This is a genomic window from Shinella sp. (assembly GCF_052438155.1).
Classification (GTDB): Bacteria; Pseudomonadota; Alphaproteobacteria; order Rhizobiales; family Rhizobiaceae; genus Shinella.
Map to the genome: position 1 here is coordinate 1 of NZ_JBQVPI010000030.1, position 18,336 is coordinate 18,336.

Annotated in this window: 13 protein-coding genes and 2 pseudogenes; 8 read left to right on the forward strand and 7 right to left on the reverse strand. The window is 60.4% G+C overall.

Features of this window, described 5'->3' with window-relative positions; genetic code table 11:
• From ACT6VE_RS29475 to ACT6VE_RS29485, 3 genes and pseudogenes are all read right to left on the reverse strand, one after another.
• The coding region (locus ACT6VE_RS29475; protein ID WP_444801819.1) for a methyltransferase at window positions 1-270 on the reverse strand (270 nt) is incomplete at its 3' end.
• A gap of 414 nt (window positions 271-684) precedes the next feature.
• A pseudogene (locus tag ACT6VE_RS29480) lies at window positions 685-1,025 on the reverse strand (DDE-type integrase/transposase/recombinase).
• Window positions 1,026-1,197: 172 nt separating this feature from the next.
• On the reverse strand, window positions 1,198-2,001 hold the full coding sequence (locus ACT6VE_RS29485) for a DeoR/GlpR family DNA-binding transcription regulator (protein WP_444801820.1): 804 nt from the start codon (window positions 1,999-2,001) through the stop codon (window positions 1,198-1,200).
• A 398-nt stretch (window positions 2,002-2,399) separates the two neighbouring features.
• Here ACT6VE_RS29485 and lsrF point away from each other — a divergent pair, with 398 nt between their 5' ends.
• From lsrF to ACT6VE_RS29525, 8 genes and pseudogenes are all read left to right on the forward strand, one after another.
• Complete coding sequence (gene lsrF, locus ACT6VE_RS29490; protein WP_444801821.1) at window positions 2,400-3,287, forward strand: 3-hydroxy-5-phosphonooxypentane-2,4-dione thiolase; 888 nt, start codon at window positions 2,400-2,402, stop codon at window positions 3,285-3,287.
• Between the two features lie 68 nt (window positions 3,288-3,355).
• On the forward strand, window positions 3,356-5,311 hold the full coding sequence (locus tag ACT6VE_RS29495; RefSeq protein WP_444801822.1) for an SDR family oxidoreductase: 1,956 nt from the start codon (window positions 3,356-3,358) through the stop codon (window positions 5,309-5,311).
• 111 nt (window positions 5,312-5,422) lie between these two features.
• Entirely contained in the window at window positions 5,423-6,550 is a 1,128-nt protein-coding gene (locus ACT6VE_RS29500) for a sugar ABC transporter substrate-binding protein (protein ID WP_444801823.1), read from the forward strand.
• A gap of 58 nt (window positions 6,551-6,608) precedes the next feature.
• Window positions 6,609-8,147 (forward strand): sugar ABC transporter ATP-binding protein, encoded by a 1,539-nt coding sequence (locus tag ACT6VE_RS29505; RefSeq protein WP_444801824.1) that lies wholly within the window; start codon window positions 6,609-6,611, stop codon window positions 8,145-8,147.
• Window positions 8,144-9,118, forward strand: a complete 975-nt coding sequence (locus ACT6VE_RS29510) for an ABC transporter permease (protein WP_444801825.1) — start codon at window positions 8,144-8,146, stop codon at window positions 9,116-9,118. Before ACT6VE_RS29505 ends, ACT6VE_RS29510 begins: the two co-directional genes overlap by 4 nt.
• A 1-nt stretch (window position 9,119) precedes the next feature.
• Entirely contained in the window at window positions 9,120-10,622 is a 1,503-nt protein-coding gene (locus ACT6VE_RS29515; RefSeq protein ID WP_444801826.1) for an FGGY-family carbohydrate kinase, read from the forward strand.
• Window positions 10,619-12,352, forward strand: a complete 1,734-nt coding sequence (locus tag ACT6VE_RS29520; RefSeq protein WP_444801827.1) for a glycerol-3-phosphate dehydrogenase/oxidase — start codon at window positions 10,619-10,621, stop codon at window positions 12,350-12,352. The genes ACT6VE_RS29515 and ACT6VE_RS29520 overlap by 4 nt, the downstream gene beginning before the upstream one ends.
• Window positions 12,353-12,409: 57 nt before the next feature.
• Window positions 12,410-13,368 (forward strand): annotated as a pseudogene (locus ACT6VE_RS29525) (IS481 family transposase).
• 313 nt (window positions 13,369-13,681) lie between these two features.
• On the opposite strand, the gene ACT6VE_RS29530 reads toward ACT6VE_RS29525, so the two are convergent.
• The 4 genes from ACT6VE_RS29530 to ACT6VE_RS29545 form a co-directional block, all read right to left on the reverse strand.
• Window positions 13,682-14,746, reverse strand: coding sequence for a substrate-binding domain-containing protein (locus tag ACT6VE_RS29530; protein WP_444801828.1), 1,065 nt, complete (start codon window positions 14,744-14,746; stop codon window positions 13,682-13,684).
• Window positions 14,747-14,799: 53 nt separating this feature from the next.
• Window positions 14,800-15,831 carry an ABC transporter permease gene (locus tag ACT6VE_RS29535; RefSeq protein WP_444801829.1) on the reverse strand — a complete coding sequence of 344 codons (1,032 nt, stop codon included), beginning with the start codon at window positions 15,829-15,831 and terminating at the stop codon, window positions 14,800-14,802.
• Complete coding sequence (locus ACT6VE_RS29540) at window positions 15,832-17,361, reverse strand: sugar ABC transporter ATP-binding protein (RefSeq protein ID WP_444801830.1); 1,530 nt, start codon at window positions 17,359-17,361, stop codon at window positions 15,832-15,834.
• A gap of 418 nt (window positions 17,362-17,779) precedes the next feature.
• On the reverse strand, window positions 17,780-18,313 hold the full coding sequence (locus ACT6VE_RS29545; protein WP_444801831.1) for a lipocalin family protein: 534 nt from the start codon (window positions 18,311-18,313) through the stop codon (window positions 17,780-17,782).
• Between the last annotated feature and the right edge of the window lie 23 nt (window positions 18,314-18,336).

Below are 18,336 nucleotides of genomic sequence, written 5' to 3' on the forward strand. Positions count from 1 at the left end.
GCGGTTGTCCGCAGGCTGTCGCGAACGGGCGTAGTCGAGCATTGCCTGGTTGAGGTCGGTTACCACATAGCTTGTGTCGGGCGTCAGTTTCGGCGCCAGGGCACGAGTGACGACCCCGGTTCCTGCGGCGATTTCCAGAGCGGCGTCGGGCGAAAAATCCGCGAGGCGGAGTGCAAGATCCGCAGCATAAGGTTCGAAAATCAACGGCACCATATGGCGATCGTAGTTTTCCGGAATTGAGCCGGCGAAAACTTTATCCGTTTCCAACATTGCCGTCATCCTCATCCGACTTAACGACTGGTGAGACTAGCACGAAATCCCGCGTCCTACTTGGTTTTCACGCTGGCACACTTCATAACGTCGAAGAAGCCCCTGATCAGGGCCTGAAGTTCTTCGCCGACCTCAATAGGAATGGTAATTTCGTTCCCATCATCGGTGATGTCGACTCGGTTGCTGACGGCCGCACGCCGATCCTCATTCGCTGGGTTACCTCGCGCTTGGTGACCGCGACCGACAGAAAGGGACAACGAAGATCGAAGGCATCAGGCCAAAGACGGGCGTCGTTGCGGGTGTCGATTTCCTGGCGATCAGCGCCTATGCTCCGCATCCAAACGGTGCTCGGCTATGGATGGAGGGCGATGTCACGTTGTTTTATGAACGCCCGGGCAAGGCGTGTGTGTGAACTCAGGCGGTTGTGCCGGCCACGACTCTCCACTGCGCCATTACGCAGATCCGATGAATGTGGGTGGCTAGGGCTGAGTGTTTCTGGTGCGGTGCGACGAAAAGATTGCGGACTGCTAAGAAAACCGAGATGAACCGTTGCAAGCTTCCGACAGATCGAAATCCCTGCATCATCCGTTCTCGTTTTCGAATTGGTACGTGAGAATTCTCCGCACGATCTCATCGAGAACATAACCGTGTATTTTTTCGTAGGAAACGACAATGCCGCGCTCCAACAGCATTTCTTCCACCATCCGCAGGCTCAAAGGAAACCGGAAATACAGCCACCCCGCGCGGGCGATGATCTGCGGTGGAAAGCGAGGTTCTTGTAACTGATCGTCGGCGGAGTCATCTCACCGAATTATCCAGCAACCGTTAAGCTCAGGACAATGTGACATCGCCGCTTGCCATCTTGGCGTTCAAACCCTGAACGGTTCAAGCCGATGGTTCAGATCCCTTGAAGAGCAGAAAAACAAATCAGACGATCTCAACATGCACCTTAGAGGCGCGAATAAGGTCCAGTTTGTCCGGCGGTATGTCGCCCGTGAGGATGACGAGGTCAAAATCCGTGATCTCGGCGACATAGTTCAGTGCGCTGAACTGGAACTTCGTGGCATCAGCCAGCAAGATGCACCGTCTTGCAACGTGCATCATTGCCTGCTTCGCGCGAACCACGATCTCGTCGGGGGTGTAGAGCGACAGGCCTTGGATCGTGGTGGTAGACAGGATCGCCACGTCGACATGATAGGAGCGTATGGCTTTTTCACAGTTCGCGCCGAAGTAGCCGTTGTAGCCGGGGTGATAGCGCCCGCCGGTCGATACCAGATCGATCTCGGGCGTGTGGCGGAGCTTTTCCAGGATTGGTGCGGCATTGGTGACAACCGTCAAAGGCGCGACCTCGAGCAGGAATTCGCTGAGATGGTAGGTTGTCGTGCTGTCGTCGATCATCACGGCATTGCCGGGCTCCAGATGGGCAAGGGCCGCCCGCGCAAGTCGCTTCTTGTCCTCCACGTTCTTGCGGCCGCGGTAATTGTAGCTGCTTTCGAACAGTAGAGATTTTTCCGCGGAAACCGAGCCGCGCAACCGTCGAACGAGACCTTCCTTTTCCAGCACGGAAAGATCGCGATGAATCGTCATGAGGCTGACATCGAGCATTTCAGCCAGATCACGGATGAGCGTCGATGATCCACTCATCAGCACCTGGATGATTTTCGTGCGCCGCCGCTCCGCCTTTGAGGATGCGGCGTCGGCGTCAGCATCGAAATTGTTATAATCTGTCATCGTGCTCCCTGCTGAATTTAACATTTTCTGTATCGAGCAAATTCGATGCATTGTCTATCGATTTCTCAAATTTGCGAAAACTGCGATGAAAGTGCCATATTTACAATGTGTTGCGTATTCGTTCACTGAATCCGTAGTTATGGGGAAATCTTCATTTTCACATTGCAGAATCTAAAAATGTCGCATTGCAACATAAATTACGATAAAAATAACAAAATAATTGATATCTCTCATTGGGCCTGCTAGGAATCGAGCATCCGGGTGGGAGGCCACCAGCGAAATCTAAATCTTCGCCCACAGGCGAAAAAACATGTTTCCGGCTCGCGGGCCCATCGGTTCGTGGCCTTGGAAACGCGCGTCAGCAGACGGCCGCGCAAGGCGGCACAAGAGAGGATGACATGGCAGATCTGGACGATATCAAGGATGGCAAGGATTGGGGCCGCGAGCGGCCGGCGGACACGTCACGCTTTTTCCTGAAGGGCAATGCCCATCATGATTGGGGCATGAAGGCGCGGCTTTCGCAGGTGTTTCGCCCCGATACCGGGCGCACAGTCATGTTGGCGTTCGACCACGGTTATTTTCAGGGGCCGACCACCGGCCTGGAGCGCCTCGATCTGACGATTGCGCCGCTGGCTGCCCATGCCGACGTGCTGATGTGCACCCGCGGCGGCCTGCGCAGTTCAATCCCGCCGGAGGCACTCAAGCCCGTCGTGCTGCGCTGCTCGGCAGGCAATTCGATCCTGACGGAGCTTTCCAATGAGCTTGTGAGTGTGGAAATCGACGATGCCATTCGCCTCGGCGCTTCGGCCATGGCCGCGCAGGTCTATATCGGCGCGGAATATGAGCACAAATCCATCGCTAACGTCGTGAAGTTGATCGACGCCGGTACGCGTTACGGCATCCCGACCATGGCCGTCACCGGCGTCGGCAAGGCCATGGCGCGCGATGCCCGCTACTTCGGTCTGGCCACGCGCATCGCGGCTGAAATCGGTGCGCAGTTCGTCAAGTCCTACTATGTCGATGAGGGCTTCGAACGCATCACGCTTGGCTGCCCTGTCCCGATCGTGATTGCCGGAGGCAAGAAGTTGCCGGAACGCGAGGCTCTGGAAATGGCCTATCGCGCCATCGACCAGGGTGCGGCCGGCGTGGATATGGGACGCAACGTGTTCCAGTCGACCGATCCGGTGGCAATGCTGACCGCACTGGCGGCTGTCGTCCACGAAGGTCGCACCGGCACAGAGGGCTACGAGCTCTTCCAGGACCTGCACGGTAAGGCGGCGGCTTGAGGCCGTCACCTTAATTGAAGGGGAGCCGGGCCCACGCGGCCCGGCAACAGGAAATCAAGGATCAGCGCATGGAAAATCTCTGGAACGAGGCCGAGGCCCGCGAGGCCGCAACCGGCCTGGACTTGCGGACTTACTCGTCGCGGCTCATCGGGCGCGATCCCACTATGGTGCTGCACGGTGGCGGCAATACGTCCTACAAGGGCGTCGCCACCGACCGTTTCGGAGCTGACCAGCAGGTGATCTGGGTCAAGGCGAGCGGTTTTGATCTGGGCACGATGGGGGTAGAGGGCTTCACCGCGCTCGACCTTTCCTCCGTGCTCGCCCTCGCTGAACTCGAAACGCTATCCGACAGCGATATGGTGACAGAGGTCAAGCGCGCGCGCCTCGATCCGCAGGCGGCGGCGGCCTCCATCGAAGCCATTGTCCATGCGCTGTTTCCCGCGGCCTATGTCGACCATTCCCATGCGGACGGCGTGCTCACCGTCTCCAACAGCCTGAGGGGCACGGCGCTGCTCAGGGAGATTTACGGTCCGCGTGTGATGATCCTGCCCTATGTAAAGCCGGGTTTCGACCTGGCACGGCAGATGCGCCTGGCGATCCTCTCGCCGGAATTCGCTGTGGCCGACGCCATCATCCTGGAACATCACGGCGTCTTCACCTGGGGCGATACGGCTCGCCAGAGCTATGACCGCATGGTGGCGATCTGCACCCGCGCCGAGGATTGGCTTGCCAGCCGTATTTCGTCCTTGCCCGCTGCCCCGCAGACGGACACCGATCCGGTGGTTATTGCCCGACTGCGCGGCGCAGCTAGCCGCCTTGCCGGACGTGCCATGATTTCGCGTCCGGCAGCATGGCTGCCCGTCGCAGAAATCGCCGATGTCACGAGGCTTTCGCGTCACGGCACGCTGACGCCGGAACATGTCATCCACAACAAGCCCTTTCCCGCGGTCATTCAGGGTGAGCCGGAAAAGGCGCTTGAGGATTTTGCTGCCGAATACAAGGCCTATGTTGCGCGCGGTGACGATGCCGATCTGACGCCCCTGCCGCCGCATCCCCATTGGGTTATTCTTCCTGACGGTGCCGTGCGCAGTTTCGGGCCGACGCTGACACGGGCGCGGGTCTCCGCGGACGTGGCGGTGGCCAATCTGCAGGCGCTGCGGCTCGCCGCCCGTCTTGGCGGCTGGCAAGGGTTGGAAGAAGGCGACCTGCGTGCGCTTGAATATTGGGAACTAGAGCAAGCCAAGCTCCGCGTCCAGGGTGCGCAGCCGCCGCTGGCGGGCAAGATCGCGGTCGTGGGTGGTTGCGCAACGGGCATCGGCCGCGCGACGGCCGAGGCATTGCGCGACCGTGGTGCCGTCGTGGTGGGACTGGATATCAATCCTGCCGTGAAGGACCATATGAACCGCCCCGGCTATGAAAGCCTGATCGTCGAACTGACCGACGAGGCGAAGGTATGCGCTGCTCTGCGGCAGGTGGTCGCCGACTATGGCGGGCTCGACATTCTCGTCTCCAACGTAGGCATCTTCCGCGCCGGCGCCAATATCGAAGTGCTAGAGGATGCGGCTTGGGATGCATCGCTGGCCGTCAATCTGACCTCGCACCGCAAACTCCTGAAGCAGGCGATCCCGTTCCTGCGTCACGGTGTCGATCCGAGCGTCATTCTCATCGGCTCGCGCAACGTGCCGGCGCCTGGTGCTGGCGCTGCGGCCTACTCCGTATCGAAAGCGGGGCTGACGCAGTTGATGCGCGTGGCAGCCCTTGAACTCGCTCCCGAAGGGATCCGGGTCAACGTCATTCACCCTGACGGTGTCTTTGACACCGACCTGTGGACGCCGGAAGCGCTGGCGACTTCGGCGCGGCGCTACGGTTTGACAGTGGAGCAATACAAGGCGCGCAACCTGATGCGAACGGAGGTGACGTCTAAGGATGTCGCCCGTGCCGTGGCAGCCCTTGCCGACAGTACGTTTTCCCGAACCACGGGGGCGCAGATTCCGGTGGACGGCGGCAATGACCGGGTCATTTGAGCCGGGAGGAGCAAAACACCAGGAAAGGATGGCTGCGTGAATCCAGCCATTGAGGAGCAACAGCAGGATGATCCGGTTGTGAAGCAAGTACCAGCACTAAAGGAGGATATGATGCGAGGCTTTTTGAAGGGACTGACAGCGGTATCGGCGCTCTGCCTGATGGCAGGTGCAGCCGCGGCCAAGGACTACAAGGTTGCCGTTATCCGGTGGGAACCGAACGACATCTATTTCAACGGCGTCGCGCTCGGCCAGCAGCAGGAAGCCAAGCGCATCTTGACCGAAAGCGGCGACACGATCACGTTCAACGTCTTCGGCGCGAACGATGCCGGCCAGCAGCTGAAGGCGCTTCAGGCGCAGTTCGACAGCGGCGTAGATGGCGTGCTTCTCACCTCCTGGCGTGGTGAAGCGATGCGTAGCATCGTCAAGCAGCTGCAGGAAGCCAATATTCCCGTCGTGACGACCAATGCCTGGGTTCCCGGCGTTAAGCAGACCTTCGTCGCGTTCGACAATGAAACGGCCGGTCGCCTGGGCGGCGAGGCCCTAATCAAGCGCCTCGACACGCTGCGCGGCGAGGGCTGGGCCGAAAAGGGTGGTGTCTTCATCGAACTGCGCTGCATCATCACCGCCTCCTTCGATATTGCCCGCCATACCGGCTATCGCTCTGCACTCGATCCGATCGCCGCCAAGTATCCCGGCGTGAAGATCGTCGAGCAGGAAGCAGGTTGCGATGGCGGCAAGGCGCGCAAGATCGTTGACGACGTGATCTCGCGTGAAGGTGCCGACAAGATCCTGGGCATCGCCAGCATCGACGGCACGATGGGCATCGGTGGTGCTGTTCCGGCCTTCAAGGCGCAGGAACTGCTTTTCCCTATCGACGATCCCAAGCATATTCCCGTTGCCACGATCGATGGTACGGTGCCGGAGTTCCAGTCAATGGCACGGGGTGAAATCGACCATATCTCCGTTCAGCCCGCGACCGGTGAAGGCATCATCTCGATGCGCATGCTGTACACACTGATGTCGGGTAAGGCATTGCCGGACGAGGCCAATGTGTTGCTTCAGGGCGAGGAGCCGATCTGGGCTCCGGTCAAGGTGCTCACGCCCGAGGCGATCGAGGGCTCGTGGTACCAGACGCAGGCTTACAGCGTGCCGGGCAGTGCGAACTACGACGACCCGCGCAACTGGGCGAATGAAATGACGGTCGAGCAGACAGGCAAGATGCCTAACTTTGGCAAGTAACCGCGTCGAGACTGCGAGCGCGCAGGCGCTCGCCGTCACTCTCTCAACAGGAGTTGCCATGACACTGGACCCTTCGCTGAGCTTTGCGGTGCAAGGCGTGACACGCCGGTTTCCGGGCGTTCTGGCGGTCGATTCCGTTGATCTTAATGTCCGCAAGGGCGAGATACACGGCCTGATCGGCAAGAATGGCGCGGGCAAGTCGGTGCTCGTCTCCTTGGTGGCCGGATTGCTCGCACCGAGCCAAGGGCAGATCGTCACCGACCGGGGCGCCCTGACGCCGTCGCAATCCGGGCCGTCGCGGGCCAAAAAGCTCGGCATCGCGCTCGTCACCCAGGAACCGGCCTTTGCCGCTGACCTGTCGGTGGCGGACAATCTCTTCATGGGCCGTCATCCGGGCGGCCGACTGAATTTCCTGTCACCTGGCATAACGCGCCAGCAGTCGAGCGATGTGATCGGGCAACTTGGCTTGCGTGCCCGGCCCGAGGACCGCATGGGCGACCTGCCGCTTGAAACCCAGCAGCTTCTGGCCTTCGGCCGGGCTGTCTTTATCGAAAAGGCGCGTACCATCCTGCTGGACGAGATCACGGCGTCCCTGACCAGCGAGCGCAAGGAAAGCCTCCTGCGCCTTCTGCGCCGGCTGATTGCCGACCAGCTCGACCTGTCCTTCACCCTGATTTCACATCATGTCAGCGAAGTCATGGGCTTTACCGACCGCGTTTCGGTGATGCGCGACGGCGAGCGCGTCGCGACGCTGGAGACGGCGAAAACGACCGGCAGGGAACTGGCCGGCTGGATCGTCGGTGATGTCGCGCAAACCGAGATCAACTATACCGACCAGCCCGAATTTTCGACCGCACCGGTTCTGACGGTGCAGGCGCTGAAGGCCGGGCGCTCCCTCGCGCATCTGGATCTCCAGCTTCATCGGGGTGAGGTGCTTGGTTTTGCCGGCCTGGAAGGTTCCGGCAAGGACGCCGCCATCGAGGCTCTCTACGGATTGGCCCCGAATTATGGCGGATCGATCATGATGGATGGCGCACAAGTGCATCTGAAGAGCCCCAAGGCAGCACAGACGGCCGGCGTTTCCTTCCTGCCCAAGCACCGCGAGGAGCAGGCGGTGATCCAGAACCGCTCGGTGCTGGAAAACGCGATCATCGCCGGGCTTCCCGTGCTGACGAACCGGCTGGGCTTCGTGCGCCGCGCCGAATGCGAAGCCGTTTCCCGCTCCATCGTCACGCGCCTCAAGGTCAAGACGCCGGGTCTCGACGTGCCCATCGACGGGCTGTCGGGCGGCAACAAGCAGAAGATCCTGCTCGGGCGCCTTTCGCTGACGGCGCCGCGACTGGTGCTTCTGAATGAACCGACCCGCGGCGTGGATATCTCCGCCAAGCCGGACATCCTCAAGATGATCCGGGAGGACCTGTCGCGCGATGCGGGCGTCATCATGATCTCGGAAAGCGAGGAAGAGCTGGCCGAGATCTGCGACAGGATCCTGATCTTCTATCAGGGACGGGTGGTCCGGGAATTGAAACGCGGCAAGCCGGGTTTCGATGTCGAGACGATCTACAAGGCGATACAGGGTGTTGAGGTGCCGGTATGACTTCGGTGAATAAATTCATTTTTCTCGTTCTGGAAAAGCATCTGATCTGGGCCCTGCTCGCGCTGTTGTGCCTGGCCGGGTTGGCGGTTCCGGGCTTTCTGTCGGCGCGCAACATTCTGAACGTGATGTGGGCGGCAGCTCCGCTCGGCTGCATGGTGCTCGGACTGTTCTTCGTCCTTCTGACCGCAAATGTGGACCTGTCGCTTGAATCGACCTTCGCCTTGGCGCCGGCGCTGGCCATCGTTCTGTTCTTCCAGAGCCTATCCCTGGACAGCTACCCCATTCTTGCCGTGCTCGGCACGCTGCTGTTCGGTGCGCTGGCAGGGCTGGTGAACGGCGTCTTTTCCGTCAAGCTCAGGGTTAGTTCCTTCCTCATTAGCCTCGGCACGATGCTGCTGATGCGCGGCATCGTGGTCTACCTGATCCCCGAAGGGATCTATTATCTGCCCGAGGGCTATGTCTATCTTGGCTCGGCAAAGCTGTTCGGCATCCTCCCGGTGGCCGTCCTTGTCTGGATCGCGATCTTCCTCGTCGCCTGGCTGCTGATCGATCGCCACCGCCTCGGCAAGGATATTCTCGCGCTCGGCAACAATGAGCACGCCGCCTTCGTCGCCGGCGTAAACATCGAGCGGACGAAGATCATCTGCTTCGCTATTGCAGGCTTCCTGGCTTCGCTCGGTGGCCTTCTCGAAGTCGGCCGCCTGGAATCCGTCGTGGCCGACATGGGGCAGGGCGATATCATGATGGTGTTCGCCGGCACTATTCTCGGCGGCACGGCAATGAGCGGCGGCAAGGGCAATGTCGGCGGCGTCTTCGCGGCCGTGCTGGTGATTGCCATCATTGAGAACCTCATGAACCTGCATGGTGTGCCACCTTCGATCAGGCAGGTCGTCTTTGGTGCCGTGCTTCTGGTGGCGATCTATCTGGCGAGCCTGCAGGAGAGGTTGCGCCACGCACGGCTGGAATCCTGACATGACGGCGTATCTTCTGGGACTGGATAGCGGTCTGACCGTCACCAAGGCCGTGGTCTTCCGGGACGACGGAACGGTCGTGGCGCTTGCCCGGCGTGAGATCGCACAGATCAAGACCACGCCCCGTCATGTCGAACGGGATATGGCAGGCCATTGGAAAGCCTCCGCTACGGCCATTCGCGAGGCGTTGGACCGGGCAAGTGCGAGCGAGGGCATCGAGGTTCGTCCGGTCGCCGTTTCGTTGGCGGGGCATGGCGACGGGCTCTATCTGCTCGACTGCGCCGGTGCGCCGCTTGGCCTTGCGGCCACGTCGCTCGACAGCCGGGCGCAGATATTGCTGCGGCGCTGGGACGAGACGGGCGTGTCGGCGCGGGCGCTGGACCTGACCGGGCAGCGTCCCTTACCGTCATCCCCGGCGCCTCTGCTTGCCCATTTGCGGGATGAGGAGCCGGAACGGTACGGACGCATCGCCGCCATCCTGTCCTGCAAGGATTGGCTGCGTTTTTGCCTGACCGGCAAGGTGGCAACCGATTTCACCGAAGCCAGTGTCGCCTTCACCGACATACGAACGCAACGCTACAGCGACGAGGCGCTTGATCTCTTCGGCCTCGGCGACATTGCCGGCGCGCTGCCGGACGTCATCATGCCGGGTGACATTGCGGGACAGATCACCCAAGAGGCTGCGCAAGCCACGGGTCTTGCCGTCGGCACGCCCGTTGCGGCGGGTCTGCACGACGTGACCGCCTGCGCGGTCGGGTCTGGCGTTTCGGAAGCCGGGACGATCGCGGTGATCGCGGGAACCTATTCGATCAACGAAATGCTGGTCGATGCCCCCAAGACCTCGATCGGATGGAATGCGCGCAACGGACTGCGCCCGGGACAATGGATGAACATGTCGGTTTCGCCCGCTTCCAGCGCCAATCTCGACTGGTTTGTGCAAACGGCTGCGCGGGACGCTCTGGCGGGCGGTGACCCCTTCGCCATACTGCAAGCCGAACTGGATGCTGTCGCCAACGATCCATCCGACATCATCTATCTTCCCTATCTCTACGGCTCTCCGCACGCCGAGGACGTACCGGCGGCCTTTCTCGGGCTGCGGGGCTGGCACGGGCGCGGCCATATGCTGCGCGCTGTGGCCGAAGGCATAGTCTTCAATCACCGGCATCACATCGATCTGATCGATCCGCAAGGGGAGGTCTGCCGCGTGCGCCTGACGGGCGGAAGCAGCCGGAATCCCTTTTTCGGCCAGCTTTTTGCCGATGCGCTGAACCGCCGCGTCGAAGTGCCGGAAATGCCGGAAGCCGGTGCGCTTGGTGCAGCCATCGCCGCAGGGATCGCCGCTGGCGTCTATAGCGGATGGGAGGAGGCGAGCCTGCGTACCAAACCGCAACTGCGTACCTATCAGCCCGGCGATGTCGCCGCGCAGCTCGATGCCGGTTATGGCCGCTATTGCGATGCCATCGCTACGATCATGAAACGGCATGAAGAGAAGACAGCCCGATGACTGGAACTGTAACCACCCGTGGAGCCCACCTGGAGGCCTTGCGCCGGATCGGGCATATCCCGGTCCTGATCGTCGGCGGTGGTATCAATGGCATGGGAACTTTCCGCGATCTCAGTCTGCAGGGCGTCGATTGCATCCTCGTCGAGCAGGGCGATTTCTGCTCCGGCGCCAGCCGTGCGCCGTCACGCATGATCCATGGCGGGCTTAAATATCTGGAAACGGGTGAATTCCGGCTCGTCCGGGAATCCGCGGCCGAACGCAACCGGCTGCTGTGCAACGCCGCGCACTATGTCAGCCCGCTGGAAATGATCATTCCGATCCATTCCTGGTTTGGCGGGGTTGTGCCGGCATTGCGCAAGTTTCTGCGCATGCCGGCCAAGATCACGGAACGCGGTGCGCTGGTCATCAAGCTCGGTCTGTGGCTTTACGATCTCTACGGCGCGCTGAACCGCGTCATGCCCCGCCATCGCATGATCTCCCGCCAGGATATCTTGCGTGAAATCCCCGATCTCGATCCCTCCCTGAAGATCGCGGCCTCCTACTACGATGCCTGGATTACTTCGCCCGAGCGGCTCGTCGTGGAACTGGCGCTCGACGGAATGGCCGCCAATCCCGATAACATCGCCTTGAACCACCTGCGTTTCAGCGGGGTGAAGGGCAATCAGGTCGAACTGCAGGATGCGCAGAGCGGGGAGTTCTTTTCCCTTACCTGCGATGTGCTGGTCAATGCCGCCGGCGCATGGATCGATCGGGTGAACGCGTCAACATCTGCATCGCGCAGGATGATTGGCGGCACGAAGGGCAGCCATCTGATGCTGGACCTGCCGGCCCTGGCCGAAACCCTGCATGGTCGGATGATCTATTTCGAGGCTGACGGCGGGCGCATCTGCATCCTGTCGAATTTCATGGGAAATGTGCTGCTCGGTTCCACCGACATACCGGTCGATGATCCCGATGGGGTGATCTGCGACGACGACGAGGTGGATTATCTCCTGGGGGCGTTTCGGCGGCTCTTCCCACAGGTTCCCGTCGACCGGTCGAACATCTTTTTCAGCTATGCCGGTGTCCGCCCACTGCCGGCCAATGACATGAGCGACCCCGGCGCGGTCAGCCGTGATCATTCCATGCCCGAACTTCCTCCGGAAGGAGAAAGACAGTTTCCGATTTTTTCGCTGGTCGGAGGAAAGTGGACGACTTTCCGCGCGTTCTCCGCTGAGGCGACTGATGAAATCCTCGGGCGCCTGGGCAAGCGTCGGTTGTCTTCTACGGTTGACGTCCCGATCGGCGGCGGCGCAGGTCTTTCGCAGGCAGCTGCTCCGACGGAAAAACTGCTATCGGCAATCATGAGTGATCACGGACTTTCCCGGCACAGAGCGTATCAGCTCGTCACCCGCTATGGCGTGCGTGCGAAATTTTTGGCGCAAGTGCTGGCCGATGGTGAAACGGTCCTCGCATCCTTGCCCGAATTCTCCCAGGAAGAGATTGCTTTCATCTGTGAAACGGAACTGGTCCTGCACGCCGAAGACTTCCTCTTCGGTCGCACCTCTGTTTTCCTCGAACGGCCACTTGATCATGCGGCACTGAATGAGCTGGTCGACGCAATCGGTTCAGTCCGCTCCTGGGATGATGCACATCGGGTGACGGAGCTTGAGCGTCTGATAGAGCGGTACCGCAAAACACATAGAATGGTAGTCTCAGAACGACAGAACCGAAGACCGCAATTTCTCTAGGTGTTTGATCCCACGGTTTGATGGTGCGATCCTTTCTCGAGAATGGAAGGAAGCACTATGGGACAAGTTCGTCACGGGAGCGCCACGACCACGCACCCCGTCAGAGCAGCAATACAGCGATCGCAAGCTTCGCTCGCGCAACTGAGCCGGGAGTTGGGCATCAATCCCAAGACGGTCGCCAAATGGCGCAAGCGTGCAACGGTCGAGGATATGAAGACCGGGCCGACGGAACCGCGGTCCACCGTGCTGACGCAGGCCGAGGAGGCGATGGTCGTCGCGTTCCGGCGCCACACGCTGTTACCACTGGACGACTGCCTCTACGCGCTGCAGCCGTCTATCCCGCACCTGACGCGGTCAGCGCTGCATCGCTGCCTGCAGCGGCACGGCGTCTCGCGCCTGCCTAATGTCGAGGGCGACAAGCCGAAGCGCCAGAAGTTCAAGCGCTACCCCATCGGGTTCTTCCACATTGATATCGCCGAAGTGCAAACCGCCGAAGGTAAGCTCTATCTCTTTGTAGGCATTGACCGAACTGCCAAGTTCGCCGTCGCTCAACTCGTTGCAACGGCTGACAGAAAAACGGCCTGGGAGTTCTTGCAGCACATGCTCGAAGCCGTGCCCTATCGGGTCCATACCATCTTGACCGACAATGGTATCCAGTTCGCCGAGCAACCTCGCAATCGCAACACGATCTATTCCCGGTCCATGAGGTTCGACATGATCTGCCAAGCCAATGGTATAGAGCACCGCCTGACCAAGCCGAACCACCCCTGGACCAATGGACAAGTCGAACGGATGAACCGGACGATCAAGGACGCGACTGTCAAACGCTTCCATTACGAAAATCACGATCACTGCGCACGCACCTCGCAGACTTCCTCGCAGCCTACAACTTCGCACGCAGGCTCAAGACGCTGAACGGCCACACGCCCTACGAATACATCTGCAAAATCTGGACATCAGAGCCGGGTCGATTCATCCTAGACCCGATCCACCAGATGCCGGGACTGAACACCTAGGGCGCGCGTCGCGGTGTTCAGTATTAAAGCGGTGTCGGGGGGGCGAATCCGCTCAAGACTTCCGGATCTCGTCTTCTCGCGGAGGCACGCAGCCGCTCAATGAAAGGTCCATTGAACGACCAATTTCAGTGCCCGGTGTGTCGCTGAGAGCGCCTTTTAGGCGGCCGTAAGATTGGCGCTACTGGAGTATCCGGCCTTTGATGCGGCTCCTTCGGATCTACCGGATATCATCTGGACTTCCTATGTTAGCGGCATCCGAACATCCGCCTTCAGTTCGCGCTGAAGACGAGTATTCGGAGCGAAGCCTGCAGGATCAGTTGGACGGAGTGGTTGCTTTCGTGATCCAGTCAGCCGTGACAGCCTGCTCGAGCGCGAATTCCGGCAGCTTCGCGTTCAGCTCCTCTTCCGTCTTCACATCGTTGTCGATCAGGAACTGGCGCGTAATGAGTGTTGGCGGCAGCAGAATATTGGTCTCCTTGAGATCGCCGGTCAACGACAGGGCAATAGCGCGGAGCGCTGCTGCGCCAGTTCCCGCTGCACTGATTGCGGCGGTCGCCACCCACGGGCTATTCGGTTCGCGGATTGCCTGGATGTCCGACGTTGAGACGTCGACGCTGTAGATCTTTACCTGCTCATTGATACCAGCTTCATCCAAGGCGATCTTCGCGCCGCGAGCGAATTCGTCCCATGGCGCCAGGACCACATTGATATCAGGGTTGGCACGGAAGACCGCTGCGGTCTGGTTTGCCACAGTCTGCGCCGGCGTGTCATCAACCGCGCCCCACTGGGCGAGTTGCGTGACATTCGGATGGTTCTTCTTGAAGGCCTGCCAGGCAATATCACGTTTGTCGAGGGCCGGGAAACCTTCCACGTAGATGTAACCGGCCTTGAAGCTGTCGCCGTTGTCCTTGACTGCCTGCTCCAGGACAAGGTTCAACTGCTTGCTCTCGTCCTGGTCGATGACGATGATTTCCTTCTGCGGCAGCGTGATGTTCTGGACGGCGATCTTGATGCCGGCGTCCAGCGCTTCCTGCACGACATCCGTAACCGCTTCGCCCTTGCCGCCGGCGATGATGATGCCGCTGACGCCGAGATTGATGGCCTGGCGGATCTGCTCGCGCTGCTCATCGGGCTTTTGGCGACCTTGGAAGGAGCGCAGCTCGATGCCGAGCTTGTCGGCCTGGCGTTTCACGCCCGCCTCGTAGTTCTGGTAGTAGTCGCCGCCCGAGAGATAGACGATGAGCGCCACCTTGACGCCGCCCTTGTCGAACGGTGCCGGTGCGCCAGAAATACCTTCCGCGTTTGCGATGCCGCTCATGATGGTGGAGGCCGCCAAAAGGGCGCCGGTTGCTAGGCCAAGAAGAGTGCGACGTTTCATGATGGTTCTCCGATAGGGTTGGGATAGTTGGAATGGGGAGCGGGGTCGTTTGCTCAGTTTCGTCGTTGGGACAGACTGAAGGTCACAGCGAGCGCGCTGATCAGCACGACGCCTTTCACGAAGTCCTGAATGTAGTAGGGGGCGTTGAGCATGGTCAGCCCGTTGAGGAGCACGCCGACGAAGACTGCGCCGACGACCGTGCCGAAGACGTTCGGCCTGTTGGCGCCCAGCACCGCGTAGCCGATGAGGCTGGCTGCGACCGCATCAAGCATCAGGGAATTGCCAGCACTGACATCTCCGCGCCCGAGACGGGCCGCAAGCAGGATTCCGCCAAGGGCGGCAAGAACGGACGAGATGACGTAAGCCGAGAAGCGATAGGTCTTGGTCGGCGCTCCCGCGAGGTGCGCTGCGGTTTGTGAGCCGCCAACGGCATAAAATACACGCCCCCAGCGTGTTCTCTCCATGAGGAACCAGAAGAGGAGTGCGACGACCGCAAGCACAATTACCGGAACCGGCACCACACCGCCGACCCGATATCGGCCAAGCGCCAGGAAGAATTCCGTGAAGGATCCGGTCGCCGCACTTCCGTCGAGCAGGGCCATGCCGGGCGCGACGGAGCGCCCTCCCGTCGGGATGAGCTGGGCACCTGCAAGCAGGAACAGGGTGCCGAGTGTCGCTAACAGATCCGGAACCCGGAGAATGACGATAAGCAGTCCATTGAACAGGCCGACCAGCACCCCGATCAGCAGCGTGCCGGCGAGTGCCTCGAAGGCGGAGCCATTGAGCACGATAAGGATATAGGCCGCAGCCATCTGGCTGAGGGCCGCCAGCGCGCCGACGGATAGATCGAAGCCGCCGATGGCGCAACTGACTGTCACGCCTATGCCAAGCAGGGCAACGATCGCGACGGCCTGCAGGATGCTGAAGATGTTTGCGACCCTCAGGAAAGCCGGCTCATTCAGCTGGAATACGATCATCATGGCTGCGAGCAGGACGAAGATGCCTGACTTTATGACAATGGTTTGCCATGACCAGCTGGATGGCGAGGCGACGCGATCAGGGGAAGACGATGCTGTGATGGACATTTAGATTGTTTCCAACTGCGGCTCCGCCGCCAAGGATGGTGTCACTACGGCTGCATCATCAGCCGCGTCGGTGTCGGCCTGGATCACGCCGTTCTCGATTGTCAGAATGCGGTCGCCGACTTCGAGGGCCTCCTCGTAGTCGCTCACGAAGACGATCGTCGCGCGGCCGGCGCTGCTCGTCCTGATCACGCGAATGATGTCGTCGCGGGCGCCGACATCGACGCCCTGGAAGGGTTCGTCGAGCAGCAATAGTCTTGCAGGCTCTGCTTGCCAGCGGGCCAGAACAACCTTCTGTTGATTTCCGCCCGATAGAGCGGTGAGCGGCACGTCCCGCGACTGTGCCTTGATGCCGAAGGTGGCGATGGCATTGTCGGCGACCCTGCCTTCCTGGCCAAAGGGTAACAAACCGCTGGGACGCCAGCGCCGGAGGAAGGGGAAGCTGATCGTGCCCGCGACTGATGCGAAGGGTACGGAGGACGGAAAGAACGATGTCCGCCAACGGTCTTCACCGGCATAGAAGACGCCCGAGGCGATCGACTGGGCGGGGCCGGAAGGGCGCCACGGCTGATCTTCCAGCCACATTTCTCCTTCCGCAAGAGACCAGAGGCCGAAGACTGCCCCCGCGAGCGAGCTCTTGCCGGAGCCGAGCGGACCGGTGACGGCGATGATCTCGCCGGCGCACACGTCGAGATCGAACGTGGCTTCGCGTTTCGCGAGGCGGGCATTCCTGATCCGAAAGATTGGCGGCCCGTGTCCTGCGGACCGCTTTCTTGGCGCTGGCAGATCGTGGCCGATCATGGCACGGATTGCAGCCCGCATCTCGATGGGCCGCTCGAAACTCGCCGCGATGCGTCCGTCTCGCAGCACGACGACACGATCGGCAAGCCGGCGGATATCAGCCGTTTTGTGGGAGACGTAAATGATCGCGACACCGCTTGTCCGCAGCCCCTCGATAACGCGGAAAAGCTTTTCTGCTTCAACGGAGGAAAGGCTCGCGGTGGGCTCGTCGAACAGCATGACCGTCGGACGGTGGCTGACGGTACGCGCAATGGCGATCAACTGCCGGTCTGCAAGCGAGACATCGGCAAGCTGGGCATTGAGATCGATATCGAGGCCGATACGCTCCGCCCGTTCCCGCGCGCGCCGGCGTACATCCGCTGGCGTGGCGATCAAGGGACCGGTGCCGGTGCAAAAGAGATCCAGCAGCAGGTTTTCCGCTACGCTGAGCGTGGGTACGCCGACATCGGCGATCGATTGGTGAACCACGACGATGCCGCGTGCGCGCGCCTCCGCAGGAGATGCGATATCGACCTGACGGCCCTCGATTTCGATCGTGCCGGAATCGGCCCGATGGACACCGCAGAGAATCTTGATGAGCGTCGACTTGCCCGCGCCGTTAGCACCCATCAGTGCGACAATCTCACCGGCATGCACATCGATATCCGCAGCGCTCAACGCGCGGGTCGGCCCATAAGACTTGCTCACCGAGCGCAGCCGCAGGGCTGGGGGTACAGGCTTCAATGAGGTCATCGCCGAAGTCCTTCAAGGCAATACGAAGTTTTCGAGCCTAGAAGAGTTCAGTCAGCGACATAAGAAATAATCTACTATTTTTATAGAAAATAATAACTCTGGCTTTCCAACTATCGCGTAAGCGAGCCTGCCGCCTCTCAGCTCCCGCGTGATATGCCGCCTTTGCATTGCGTGGCGTATCCGGGCGGGTGTGATCCAGCTAGATGGCAAGAGCCGCGCTCCGGGACGCTCCTTTGGCGGCTTCAAGCTGTTGGGTAATGGTCGCGAAGGCAGCAAGCGGGAACTGGAGAACTTTATGGAGGTAAAGGCGACAAGTGGCGATCCAGGTTTAAGTTGTTAAGTCGATGGTATCGCCATGGCATGGTGCATGTCCTTTGAAGAGCTCTCGCTCTTTGCATCCAGCGGTATCATCGCCATTCTAGCGAGCCAGTGGAAACTCGAGCTTCCTGACATCATACCCAAGTTCGCTTGCCTTTCGGACCATCCGTTGCAGGCGTGCCTTCGAAGGGACCGTTCTCGAATAGATCCAGAGATCCGTCATGGATGGGTTGGCGCTGATGAACCAGGATTTGTCAGGTGATTTGTAAAGGATCCAGTAGTTGAAGGTGATCAACAGCGGATAACGGACGCGCATCTTCGCGTTTGCCGTTCCGAAATCCTCGATCTTGCCCGTGCCGCTGACCGTCTTCAATCTGCCCTTCGGCGTATCGACGTGGCAGCCGTCCTCGACGATGACCTCGTCCGGCGTCTTGCCCTTCCGATATGTCGAATAACCGGCGACGCAGCCATCGGTCAGGACCATCGGCGTTCGCCCGATCTCCAGCCAAGTCCCCCGATAGTGGTCAGCTCCAACCTGGACGACTTTGGGCGCGGCGGCAGCCTCCGTTGTCAGGCCGAACAGCAGGCCGAACATGACTGTCAGAAATGCCGAAACGCGAATATGTGATAGCATGATGATCTCCTCCATATGAACCT